The 12,145-nt window shown below is 67.2% G+C and carries 7 protein-coding genes; all 7 read left to right on the top strand.

From position 1 onward, the window contains the following. Nucleotides 1-7: 7 nt before the first annotated feature. On the top strand, nt 8-1,990 hold the full coding sequence (locus AB4Y98_RS07550) for a FimV/HubP family polar landmark protein (protein ID WP_442244081.1): 1,983 nt from the start codon (nt 8-10) through the stop codon (nt 1,988-1,990). Nucleotides 1,991-2,013: 23 nt separating this feature from the next. Then, a complete protein-coding gene (locus AB4Y98_RS07545; protein ID WP_312112470.1) occupies nt 2,014-2,373 on the top strand; it encodes a VOC family protein in 360 nt (119 codons plus the stop codon). Nucleotides 2,374-2,405: 32 nt separating this feature from the next. After that, entirely contained in the window at nt 2,406-3,176 is a 771-nt protein-coding gene (gene truA, locus AB4Y98_RS07540) for a tRNA pseudouridine(38-40) synthase TruA (protein WP_312112473.1), read from the top strand. Further along, the gene (locus tag AB4Y98_RS07535) at nt 3,173-3,829 is read left to right on the top strand and encodes a phosphoribosylanthranilate isomerase (RefSeq protein WP_025876155.1); all 657 of its coding nucleotides are present in this window, start codon (nt 3,173-3,175) and stop codon (nt 3,827-3,829) included. The genes truA and AB4Y98_RS07535 overlap by 4 nt, the downstream gene beginning before the upstream one ends. Nucleotides 3,830-3,997: 168 nt before the next feature. Next, nucleotides 3,998-4,672: a DUF1449 family protein gene (locus tag AB4Y98_RS07530; RefSeq protein WP_032975011.1), complete on the top strand. Its 675-nt coding sequence runs from the start codon at nt 3,998-4,000 to the stop codon at nt 4,670-4,672. Beyond that, on the top strand, nt 4,669-6,687 hold the full coding sequence (locus tag AB4Y98_RS07525) for a hypothetical protein (protein ID WP_025876158.1): 2,019 nt from the start codon (nt 4,669-4,671) through the stop codon (nt 6,685-6,687). The genes AB4Y98_RS07530 and AB4Y98_RS07525 overlap by 4 nt, the downstream gene beginning before the upstream one ends. An 82-nt stretch (nt 6,688-6,769) precedes the next feature. After that, nucleotides 6,770-12,145, top strand: a complete 5,376-nt coding sequence (locus AB4Y98_RS07520; RefSeq protein WP_442244080.1) for a DNA repair ATPase — start codon at nt 6,770-6,772, stop codon at nt 12,143-12,145.

Raw genomic sequence — 12,145 nt, 5'->3', positions numbered from 1 at the left:
GTCGCCCATGAATAAACGAGCCAAGGGCGCACGGCGTCCGCTCACCTGTCTTTCCGCCGCGCTGCTGGCCCTGGTCAGCAGTTCGGCCATGGCCCTGGGCCTGGGCGACATCCGGGTCCTGTCCAAGCCGGGACAGCCGCTGCTGGCCGAGATCCCGGTGATCTCGGCCGATCCGTCCGAACTTGAGAACCTGCGCGTCGCGCTCGCTTCGCCGGTCACCTTTGAGCGCGTTGGCCTGCAGCGCCCGGCAGGTCTGGTCAGCGAACTGCAGTTCGAGCTGACCCGCAATGCGCAGGGCAGGGCGGTGGTGCGGGTAACCTCGCAGACCCCTGTGGAAACACCCTCGTTGAGCTTCCTGGTCGAGGCCGATTGGGGCCAGGGTCGGCTGGTGCGTGAGTACTCGGCGCTGGTCGATGCACCGGCCAGTGCACTGGCCGTGGCCGAACCGGAAATCGTCGCGCCGGCCGGCGTGCTGTCGGACACCATCGTCCGTGATGCGCCTGCCGCCGCTGCAACCGCACCCGAGCCGGCACCGGTCACGGCGGCCGCCGCACCTGCTGCACCGCGTCCACGGGCCGCGTCACCTGCGCCAGCACCAGCAGTGCCAGCGCCTACGCTGGCCACAGACGGCAGCGTGACCGTGCAGCGCGGGCAGACGCTTTCGCAGATCGCCGGCTCGCTGGCCCGTGGCAATCAGATCAGTCGCGACCGGGCGATGATCGCGCTGTTGCGTGCCAACCCCGAAGCCTTCATCCGAGGCAACGTCAACCTGCTCAAGCAGGGCGCGGTGCTGCGCATGCCGGGCGATACCGCACTGGCTGCGGTGGATGCGGCCGAGGCCGCCGCGCTGGTTCGTGAACATGCCGCGCAGTGGCGGCAGGCACGCACCGTGCCACAGCCGGCCGGCGCCCCGATGCCGATGGCCAAGGCCGATGGCGCTGCTTCTTCCCCGGCTGCGGCCACAGGGGCACGACTTGAAATCGCTCCGGCGCTGGCATCCGACGCCGCGCACGCGGGCACAACCACCGGCACCAGTGCCGGCAGCGAGGGTGACATGCTGGGCAACGAACAACTGCGCCAGGCCAAGGAGGACATCGCCACCCGCGATGCCGAAATCGGCGATCTGAAGCAGCGCGTGGCGGAGCTGGAGAAGCTCAAGGAGCAGCAGCAGTCACTGATCGCGATGAAGGACAACGACCTGGCCGCCGCGCAGCAGCGTTTGGCCCAGGCGCCCGGTGCGCCCGGCGCTGGCACGCCGTGGTACTGGCTGGGCCTGCCGCTGCTCGTGCTGGTTGCCTTGGGCGCCTGGCTGCTGCGTCGTCGCAAGCCCTCGCCGCTGCCGCCGCTGCGCGAGGAACACGATGCCGCCGGCCTGGCAGCAGCGCTGCCGGCAGGTGCCGCGCTGGATACCCTGACCGAACAGGACGCCGGGGTGAACTTCGCCGCCGATGGCGGACGCCAGGAACCGGCGATGCCGGCCTGGGCTGCCACTGCCGACCATGACGTGCCGGCTGCGGACATCCATGAGGATGCCTCGCCGGCCGAGTGGCGGGCGGGTGAGCTTGATGAAGACGAACGAGTTGAACTGCCTGCAGCGGTGAACGATCTGCCGCGCTGGGACGATCCTGCCGGCGCTGCTGCGGTGGCGCCCATCGAGCCAGCCGAGGTGGCCGTGCCCGAATACGCGCTGCAGGCCGAACAGGAGCCGCAGTTCCGCGGTGTGTTCGATCTGCCTGCCGAACCGCATGAGACGGCTGCACCGGTCGACCTGCATGACGACCGTACTGCCGCCGAGGACGCCGCCGGGTCTCGGGCAGACGGTGGTCATGACTGGACCCCGCGTGTCGGCCAGGAGCGGCTGGAACTGGCCATCGCCTATCTGGATCTGGGCGACGCACAGACCGCGCGTACCTTGTTGCATGAGGTGGCCGAAGGTGGAGATCTGCATTGCCAGGCGCAGGCCCGCGAGCTGCTGGCCCGTCTGCCCTGACATCGCGTTGACAAGGACCTGCCATGACCCGCGAACGTCGTCTCGACTACGTTGAATTCGCCTCGTGCGACCCGGCTGCGAGCCGCGCCTTCTTCGAAGAAGTGTTCGGCTGGTCGTTCGTCGATTACGGCAGCGACTACACCGCCTTCGATGATGGCCGACTGCAGGGAGGCTTCTTCCGCGGCCAGCCACAGCGCGCCAGCGAAGGCGCGCCACTGCTGGTGCTGTATGCCGACCAGCTGGCACCGATGGAAGCGGCGGTGCGCAGGGCCGGTGGCCAGATCGTGCGAACCGTGTTTTCTTTCCCCGGCGGCAGCCGTTTCCAGTTCGTCGAGCCCGGTGGCAACGAACTGGCGGTCTGGTCCGAGCGCGACCCGGCCTGAGTGCCGCCCCACCCGCAACATCGAGGTAGCACATGCGTTACGCGCTCGGCGTCGAGTACGACGGCAGCGATTTCAGGGGATGGCAGAACCTGGGCGAGGGCGGACCCAGTGTCCAGGCCAGCCTGGAGCAGGCCCTGTCATCGGTGGCCGACACCCCGCTGCAGGTGGTCTGCGCCGGCCGCACCGATGCCGGCGTGCACGGGCAGTGCCAGGTCGTGCACTTCGACACCGACGTGGTGCGTGATCCGCGCGCCTGGATGCTCGGCACCACCACCCGCCTGCCGCGTTCGATCGCGGTGCGCTGGTGCGTGCCGGTGGCGGATGACTTCCATGCCCGTTTCTCCGCCCGCGCACGACGTTATCGCTACCGTCTGCTCAATCGCGAAGTGCGCCCGGCGCTGGGCCGGCAGACCCTGAGCTGGGAGCGGCGATCGCTCGATGCCGAGCGCATGCACCAGGCCGGGCAGGCCCTGCTGGGCGAGAACGATTTCAGCGCCTTCCGCTCGGTCCAGTGCCAGGCCCTGCATGCCCGGCGAGAGCTGCAGTCGCTGCAGGTCAGCCGCCACGACGACGTCATCGAGGTGGCGGTGCGCGGCAATGCATTCCTTCATCACATGGTCCGCAATATCGTCGGTTCGTTGATACTGGTCGGCAGTGGCGAGCAGCCGGTGGAGTGGATCGCCGAACTGCTGGCCGGGCGCGACCGCACCGTGGCCGGTCCCACCGCTCCTCCGCAGGGACTGGTGTTCCTGGGGCCGCTGTACCCCGACAACTGGCATCTGCCCGCCGAGGTAACGCTATGAGCCGCTCCTACTACCGTACCCGCATCAAGTTCTGTGGCATGACCCGTGCCGGCGACGTGCGCCTGGCCGGCGAGCTGGGCGTGGATGCGGTGGGCTTCATCTTCGCCCGCGAGAGCAGCCGCCGGGTCGCGCCGGCCGAAGCGCGCGCGATGCGCCAGGCGATCGCACCGATGGTCGACGTGGTGGCGCTGTTCCGCAACAACAGCAGGGAAGAAGTGCGCGAGGTGCTGCGCACCGTGCGGCCGACCCTGCTGCAGTTCCATGGCGAGGAAGACGAGAGCTTCTGCCGCAGCTTCAACATGCCTTACCTGAAGGCGATCGCCATGGGCGGGCGCGAGGAGATCAATGCGCGCACCCTGCAGCTGCGCTACCCCAGCGCCGCCGGCTTCCTGTTCGACAGCCATGCACCTGGCGGCGGCGGCGGTACCGGCGTGGCCTTCGACTGGTCGCGTATCCCCACCGGCCTGCACCGGCCGTTCCTGTTGGCCGGAGGCCTGACGCCGGAGAACGTGCATGACGCCGTGCTGGCGACCCTGCCGTGGGGCGTGGATGTCTCCAGTGGCATCGAACTGGAGCCGGGCATCAAGGATGGCTACAAGATGCGCACGTTCGTGGAAGAAGTCCGGCGCTCCGATTGCGCCGTGCTGGATTGAGACACGGTCACTTCCGAGGTGTCCGGTCTTCACATTTGAGCCTGCACACCCTCTTCACATAGGATGATCCCAAGCGTGCTGGCCATGAGGGCCTGCACGAGGATCGACGGAGCCGCTGGTGGCGTGCTCCGAACGGGCGCTTGGCGCCCCCGCCCAGGAAGGCAAGCAATGCAGGAATTCCTAACCGTCGTGCTCGGTTATCCGACCCTCCCGTACAGCGTCGCGCTGGCGGTGGCGGTTCTGTATTGGGGGATTGCCGCCTTTGGCCTGGTCGATGACGGTTTCGGCGAGGCCGGTGCCGATGGCGCCCTTGAAGGCGATGCCCATCTCAGTGGCCTGTCAGCGCTGCTGGCGCGCTGGGGCCTGGGCGGCGTGCCGCTCATGGTGGTGGTGACGCTGCTGAGCCTGTTCGCCTGGACCCTCACCTACTTCATCCATCTGTACCTGCTGCTGCCGTTGCCCGACCTGCTGCGCTGGTCATTGGGCACCGTCGTGGCGGTGCTCGCACCCCTGCCGGCCGTGCCGGTCACCGCGCTGCTGCTGCGTCCCATCCGCCGCTTCCTGCTGCGCCTGCGCCCGGTGCCGCAGGCCTCGCTGCTGGGCCGGGTCGGCGTGGTCGCTTCGCCGAAGGTCGACGCACGCAGTGGCCATGCCACCGTCGATGACGGCGGTGCCGGCCTGGTCCTGCAGATCCGCAGCGACATCGAACTGCAGCGCGGCGAGCGCATCGTGCTGGTCGAGCACGTGGCTGCACAACACCATTACCGGGTGGTCCGCGCCGACGCGGTCGCCCTCGACTTCCAGGACAACCTGCTTCCGGGCAACAAGGAGAAACATCAATGACGTTGGCATCCGTGCTCCCCTTCCTGATCATCGTGGGCGGCGTCCTCGCCCTCCTGCTCGGCGTGGCGGGCCTGTTCAAGGCGTTCTACCGCAAGGTCGACCAGGGCGTGGCCCTGATCGTCAACGACATGAGTTCCACCCCGAAAGTGCATTTCACCGGCGCGCTGATCATTCCCGTGCTGTACCGCGCCGAGCTGATGCGGATCAGCCTGATCACCCTGCAGATCGACCGCCGCGGCAAGGAAGGCCTGATCTGCCGCGACAACATGCGCGCCGACATCGCCGTGGCGTTCTACCTGCGCGTCAACGAGACCCAGGCCGACGTACTGCGCGTGGCCAAGGCGATCGGCGCCGACCGCGCGTCGGACAAGCATGCCGTCGATGAGCTGTTCAACGCCAAGTTCTCCGAAGCACTGAAGACGGTCGGCAAGAAGTTCGATTTCACCGAGCTGTTCGAGAAGCGCCAGGAATTCCGCGACGAGATCATCGCGGTGATCGGCAACGACCTCAATGGGTATGTGCTGGAAGACGTGGCCATCGACTACCTGGAGCAGACCCCGAAGTCGCTGCTGGACCAGTTCAACATCCTCGATGCGCAGGGCATCCGCAAGATCACCGAGCTGACCGCTGCGCAGAACGTGGTGACCAACGAGCTGGAGCAGAACGAGAAGCTGGCCATCACCAAGAAGAACGTCGAAGCCCGCGAAGCGTTGCTGGCGCTTGAACGGCAGCAGGCCGAGGCCGAGGCGCGGCAGAAGCGCGAGATCGAGACCATCCGTGCGCGCGAGGAAGCCGAGACCGCCAAGGTGCAGGAAGAGCAGCGCCAGTTGTCCGAGAACGCCCGCATCGAAGCGCAGCAGGTGATCGACATCCGCGAGCAGAACCGCATGCGCGAAGTTGAAGTGGCCGAGCAGAACCGCCAGCGCGCCGTGGCCATCGAGGCCGAGCGCGTCGAGCGCGCACGGCAGCTGGAGCAGGTCACCACCGACCGCGAAGTGCAGCTGCAGGGCGTGGAGCGCGACAAGGTGGTCGAGCAGGGCAAGATGGACGTGGCCAACATCACCCGGGAACGCATCTCCATCGACAAGACCGTGGCGCAGGAAGAAGAGCGCATCAAGGAAGTGCGCGAAGTCTCCGAGGCCGACCGCCAGAAGCAGGTGTTGATCCTGGAAGCCGAGGCGAAGGCGCAGGAATCGCTGGTGCGCGAAGTGAAGGAAGCCCAGGCCCGCGAGACCGCCTCCAAGCATCGCGCGGTGGAGCTGACCACGCTGGCGCAGGCCGAGCACGAAGCCGCCGGCAAGCAGGCCGAGGCCAAGCGCCTGCTGGCCGACGCCTTCCGCGCCGAGCAGGCCGCACCCGGCCTGGCCGAAGCGCAGGTGCGCGAAGCCTCGGCGCTGGCCATCGAGAAGGTCGGCATCGCCGAGGCGCGCGTGATCGAAGCCAAGGCCGAAGCGAACCTGAAGCAGGGCAGCAACGAGGCGCGCGTGCTGGCCGAGACGCTGCAGGCACAGGCACAGGGCGAGGAGAAGATGGGCCTGGCCCGCGCCACCGCCACCGAATCGCTGGGCAACGCCGAAGCCGGCGTGGTGCAGAAGAAGCTGCTGGCCGAGGCCGAGGGCCTGGTCCGCAAGTTCGAGGCCATCGCCTCGCTGAGCGACCAGGCGCGCGGCCATGAAGAATTCCGCATGATGCTGGACAACAGCCTGAAGCAGGCGCTGGCCTCGATCGAAGCCGGCAAGGAAGTCTCGCGCGAGAACGCCGGCGTCATCGCCAGCGCGCTGCGCAACGCCGACATCGACCTGGTTGGCGGCGACGGCGGCATGTTCGAGAACCTGATCAAGGCGGTTTCGCTGGGCAAGTCGATCGAAGGCTTCGCCGGCAAAAGCCCGATCGTGCAGGACCTGATGCAGCGCTACCTGGGCGTCAACGTGGCCGACAATGCACCGCGGCAGATCGCCGAGGACGCAGAGACCGTGCCCGTCGCGGCGACTGTCGTGGTCGACAGCGCGCGCTGATCCACCCGGCGATGGCCATCGCCATCGCCCACCCGTGCCGGCCGCATCGACGGCCGGCCGTCCGTGAGCCGGAACCCTGCTGATGTCCGAAACCAAAGCGTCCACCGAGTCCGCCGCACCAGAGGCTGCCGGCGATACCGTCGACCAGGCCGTAGCCCAGGGCGGCGCCTATGAAGTCCTGCGGCGCCGTCTCGGCGAACAGGGCCAGCGCCTGCAGGCCGTTGCCGAGCAGCTGAACCGCCAGCGCCTGGCCGAGTTCGGCGACAGCCGCCTGGAGGTGGTCGGCCGCTTCCGCATCCGCAGCGAGAACAACTGTGTCGGCCGCGACATCGTCCAGGTCGGCCCGGATCGCCTGCTGTTCGGCTACAACGTGTTCATCGGGCTCAAGACCCAGACCCGCATCGAAGATGTGTTCGGCCTGTACCGGCTGGTACAGGGCGCTGATGGCTACGACGTCGCTGCCCTTGAACTGAAGGGCAGTTTCCTCGACCAGCCCGGCTTCGTGCATGACTTCAACGAGCTGTACGCCTACTACAAGCATGCGCGCCTGCTGCAGCTGATCGTGGTGGGCGACAAGCTGCTGGCCTCGTTCCAGATCGGCGAGCGCAGCAGCGACGTGCGCGTGTTCCGCTGGGCGCTGTCACGCGAAGGTGAACTGACCTATCTCGATGCACGTGGCGAGCGTGACATCGCCTTGCCGCCGCCCTTCGATTTCGAATGGACGCGCGCCACGCGCGACCTTGCCGTCAACGGCCGCCATTCGCATCTGAACATCCTCGATACCCTGTTCGTGGAAACCACCGGTGGCGATCTCACCATCAAGGTGGAGAACAACACCGAAACCGGGCAGGGCATCTACAGCGAACCGGTGGAAGACAGCACGCAGTCGCTGGACGACGCCCAGTTCGAGTTCGCCCGGGTCGGCTCGCTGGTGCTGCTGAAAGTGCTGCCCTACCGCGAAACCGAATGGCGCGGACTGATCTACAACACGCTTACCGGCGACATCGTACGCAACGATGCCATCGTCCAGGCCTGCGTGCAGCTGCCCGAAGACCACGGCATCATCTTCCCCGGCGGCTATTACCTGCAGGGTGGCGAGCACAAGGCGTTCGACGCCTCGATGGATGGCATGCAGTTCAAGCGCAGCATCCGTTCGCCCAACGGCGAGGACGTGCTGTACATCTTCTACGAGCGCGAAGGCGGGCGTTCGGCGCTGTTCGTCTACAACACCATCCAGCGCGTGCTGCAGAACCCGGTCTTCGGCCACGGCTATGCCTTCATGCAGGACGGGCGCATGGTGCTGTTCCATGCCGAGGGCACCGAGCCGACCCGCATCCATCCGATGCAGGTCTGGCAGACGCCCTTCAGCAGCGATGAGTTCGCCGCCAGCCGTCCGCCCGGCAATACCTTCATGGGGCGCATCGGCAACGCCGAGCTGGTTCGCGGCATCTCCAACCTGTTCAACCTGGCGCGCGAGATCGACGGCCAGGATGTATCGGTGCAGCGCTACCAGCGCCTGGTAGCCGACACCCGGCGGCTTTTCGATGCGCATCATTGGCTGGGTGACGAAGCCTGCGATGGCGCCGAAGCCCTGCTGCGGCAGATCAGCGCCACCGGCGAATCGGTGCTGGACGAATACGAGAAGGTGCAGTCGATCCGCCAGCAGTCGGCGCAGGCGATGGCTGAGGCAGAGGCCACGCACAAGGCACTGCTGGGCCGGCTGCAGCCGGAAAACTGGAACGAGGTGCAGGCCTTCGTCGAAGCGCTCAACGCGATCACCGCACTGCGCGGTCGACTGCTGACCATCCGCGAACTGCGCTACATCGATACTGCGCGCATCGAGGCGATGGCCGCCGAGCTGGTGCAGGCGCACGACCGTGTCGGCGCCGCCACCGGTACCTTCCTTGCCGGCGATGCAGCACTGGCCCCCTTGACCGCCCGCATGCAGGCGCTGGACGAAGCCGCACAGCAGGCCGCCAGTGCACGCCAGCTGGATGAGCAGCTGGACGGCCTGCGCGGCATGGCCGGCGATCTGGACATGCTGTCCGAGCTGATGGCCGGACTGAAGGTCGACGATGCGACCGCGCGCACCCGCGTCGTCGAATCCATCTCGCTGCTGTACGGGCGCCTGAACCAGGCACGCGCACGCGCCGAACAGCGCCGCAAGTCGCTGGGTTCGGCCGAAGCTGTGGCCCAGTTCGCCGCCCAGTTCGCCCTGTTCTCGCAGTCGATCACCAGCGCGCTGGCGATGGCCAGCGACCCTGAGCGCGCCGACGAACAGTTGTCGCGCCTGCTGGTGCAGCTGGAAGAACTGGAAAGCCAGTTCGGCGAGCACGAGCAGTTCCTCGGCGACATCCTGAGCAAGCGCGAAGAGCTGGTCGAAGCCTTTGATACGCACAAGCAGGCCCTGCTGGATGATCGCCAGCGCAAGGCACGCTCGGTGCTCGATGCCGCCAACCGCATCCTTGATGGCCTCGGAAAGCGTACCGAGCGGTTCGGCACGGCCGACGAGCTCAACGCTTTCTTCGCCGGCGATCCGCTGATCCTCAAACTGCGTGAACTGGCCGAGCGCCTGCGTGCGCTGCGCGACAACGTCAAGGCTGACGATGTCGAGGCGCGCCTGAAGGGCGTGCGCGACCAGGCCGTGCGCCAGCTGCGCGACCGCAGCGACCTGTACGAGGCCGGTGGCAACGTGGTCCGCCTTGGCCCGCGCCATCGATTCAGCGTGAACACCCAGGCGCTGGACCTGACCCTGCTGCCACGGGGTGAAACCCTTGCCATCCATCTCACCGGCACCGATTTCCTGGAGACCCTGCACGATCCCGAGCTGGATGCGCTCAAGCCGTTCTGGCCGGTGACCCTGGATTCGGAATCGGCAGCGATCTACCGCGGCGAATACCTGGCCGGGTGCCTGTTGCTGGCTGCGGAGGAGGGCCGCGATGGCCTGGACCTGGCCCAGCTGCAGCACGATGCAGCCGAACCGGAAGCGCTGGGCCAGCGGGTCCGCGCCTTTGCCGCGCCCCGTTACCGCGAGGGCTACGAGCGCGGTATCCATGACCATGACGCCGCCCTGATCCTTCGCGCGCTGCTGCCGCTGCAGCAGGCCGCCGGCCCGCTGCGGCATTCGCCCCATGTGCGTGCGTTGGCACTGCTGTTCTGGGCCGCGCGGCAACGCGATGAAGCCGTGGCGCAGTGGCCCGGCCGACAGGCCGGTGCCGAGGCCATCGCGCGTCTGTTCGGTTCCGATGAGGGGCGCCAGGCCCTGCGTGCGGAAATGGCCAAGGCGCTGCATGACCATGCACTCGCGCATGCACTGCCGTTCGACGCCGCCGCCGCCGATGCAGCAGCGGCATACCTGGGCGAAGAACTGGTGGCCGGCGAGCCGGTGTTCAGCACCAGCCGGCACGCGCAGGCATTGCTGGACGCGCTGTCGCAGCAACTGGAGCAGGCGGGCCAGCGTGATGCGCTTGAACGTGCGCTGCAGCGATCGCAGGATCCGCTGGCCATGCGTTGGGCATTGGCCGGGCAATGGCTGCGGGCGCTCGCCGGGCTGCCGGCACAGTCGGCGCATGCCGGCTATGTCGAAGAAGCAGCGGCATTGCTGCTGGTGCRGCGACAGCTGCGCACCCGTGCCAGCGATGCACCGCTGCAGGCGGACGTCAGCGGCCTGCTGGGTGAACACGCCCGCATCCACAACGGCAGCCTGACCGTGTCGCTGGACGATTTCCTGGCACGCCTGCAGCACCACCTGCAGTCGTTCGTACCGGCCTTCCATGCCTATCAGGCGGTGCGCCAGGGCATCATCGGTCGCGAACGCGAAACCCTGCGGCTGTCGGAGTTCAAGGCCCGGCCGTTGTCGTCCTTCGTGCGCAACAAGCTGATCAACGACGTATATCTCGGCGTGATCGGCGACAACCTGGCCAAGCAGATGGGCACCGTTGGCGAGAACAAGCGCAGCGACCTGATGGGCCTGCTGATGATGATCTCGCCGCCCGGCTACGGCAAAACCACGTTGATGGAGTACGTGGCACATCGCCTCGGCCTGGTCTTCATGAAGATCAACGGCCCGGCGCTGGGCCACGAAGTGCGGTCGCTGGATCCGCAGCAGGCACCGGACGCCACCTCGCGGCAGGAGCTGGAAAAGCTCAACCTGGCGTTGGAGATGGGCAACAACACCATGCTGTATGTCGATGACATCCAGCACACGCACCCCGAGTTCCTGCAGAAGTTCATCTCGCTGTGCGATGGCACGCGCCGCATCGAAGGCGTATGGCGCGGCCGTACGCGCACCTACGACATGCGTGGCAAGAAGTTCTGCGTGGTCATGGCCGGCAACCCGTACACCGAATCCGGCGAAGTGTTCAAGATTCCGGACATGCTGGCCAACCGTGCCGACATCTACAACCTGGGCGATGTGCTCGGCGGCATGGAAGCAGCCTTCACGCTCAGCTACATCGAGAACAGCCTGACCTCCAACCCGGTATTGGCGCCGCTGGCCACGCGCGAGATGGCCGACCTGTACCTGCTGGTCGACCGCGCGATGGGCAAGGATGTGTCCACCAACGGCCTGAGCCACGCCTACAGCGGCGCCGAGATCAACGAGATCACCGCCACCCTGCAGCGCATGCTGCAGGTCCGCGATGTGGTCTACAGGGTCAACCAGCAGTACATCGCCAGCGCTGCCCAGGATGACCGCTATCGCACCGAGCCGCCCTTCCGCCTGCAGGGCAGCTACCGCAACATGAACAAGCTGGCGGAGAAGATTTCGCCGGTGATGAATGACGACGAGCTGCAGCAGCTGATCTCCGACCACTACCTGGGCGAAGCGCAGCTGCTGACCACCGGTGCCGAAGAGAATCTGCTGAAGCTGGCCGAGCTGCGTGGCGTGCTCGATGAAGAACGCGCGCAACGCTGGGCGCAGATCAAGCGTGATTTCCTGCGCAACAAGGCAATGGGCGCCGGTGACAGTGATGTCGGTGGCCGCGTGGTCGCGCAGCTGGCCGACATCGCCAGTGCGTTGCAGCTGCCGCCGCCACCGCCGGCAGAGGTGGCCGTCGCACCGGAGCCTGCGCCATGGCCCGCCCTGCTGGCAGCGCTGCAGCGCCTGGCCGATGCGCGTCCGGCCAGCGCGCCGGCTGCCGCCGTACCGCAGGCCGCAGCCACGCCATTGGCCGAAGACCTGCAGGCTGGTCTGGCACCGCTGCTGCAGCTGCTGGTCGCCTCGCAGGAACAGCAGGTGCAGTTGTCGCAGACGTTGGCGGCGTTTGCCGGGTGGGCCCGGCAGCAGGTAACTGCCGATGTGGCAACGACCGACACGCGTCGTCGCCCGCGCGTGCGTCGTGCAGCGACTCCGGAAGAACGTGCGCTGGACGAAGCGCTGATGCGCCACTTCTACGGTGAATCATTGCCGCCGGAAACGGTGGCTGATGACGGCCCACGGCCGCCGCCACTGCCGTGA

Origin of the sequence: Stenotrophomonas sp. 2YAF26 (assembly GCF_052114625.1) — a bacterium.
Lineage (GTDB): Bacteria > Pseudomonadota > Gammaproteobacteria > Xanthomonadales > Xanthomonadaceae > Stenotrophomonas > Stenotrophomonas indicatrix.
This window is presented reverse-complemented; position numbering and strand designations above follow the sequence as displayed.

What these genes read in the sequence shown, in the direction of transcription:
- AB4Y98_RS07550 (WP_442244081.1), top strand. Translation starts at nt 8, where the DNA reads ATGAATAAACGAGCCAAGGGCGCACGGCGTCCGCTCACCTGTCTTTCC.
- AB4Y98_RS07545 (WP_312112470.1), top strand. Translation starts at nt 2,014, where the DNA reads ATGACCCGCGAACGTCGTCTCGACTACGTTGAATTCGCCTCGTGCGAC.
- AB4Y98_RS07530 (WP_032975011.1), top strand. Translation starts at nt 3,998, where the DNA reads ATGCAGGAATTCCTAACCGTCGTGCTCGGTTATCCGACCCTCCCGTAC.
- AB4Y98_RS07535 (WP_025876155.1), top strand. Translation starts at nt 3,173, where the DNA reads ATGAGCCGCTCCTACTACCGTACCCGCATCAAGTTCTGTGGCATGACC.
- truA (WP_312112473.1), top strand. Translation starts at nt 2,406, where the DNA reads ATGCGTTACGCGCTCGGCGTCGAGTACGACGGCAGCGATTTCAGGGGA.
- AB4Y98_RS07525 (WP_025876158.1), top strand. Translation starts at nt 4,669, where the DNA reads ATGACGTTGGCATCCGTGCTCCCCTTCCTGATCATCGTGGGCGGCGTC.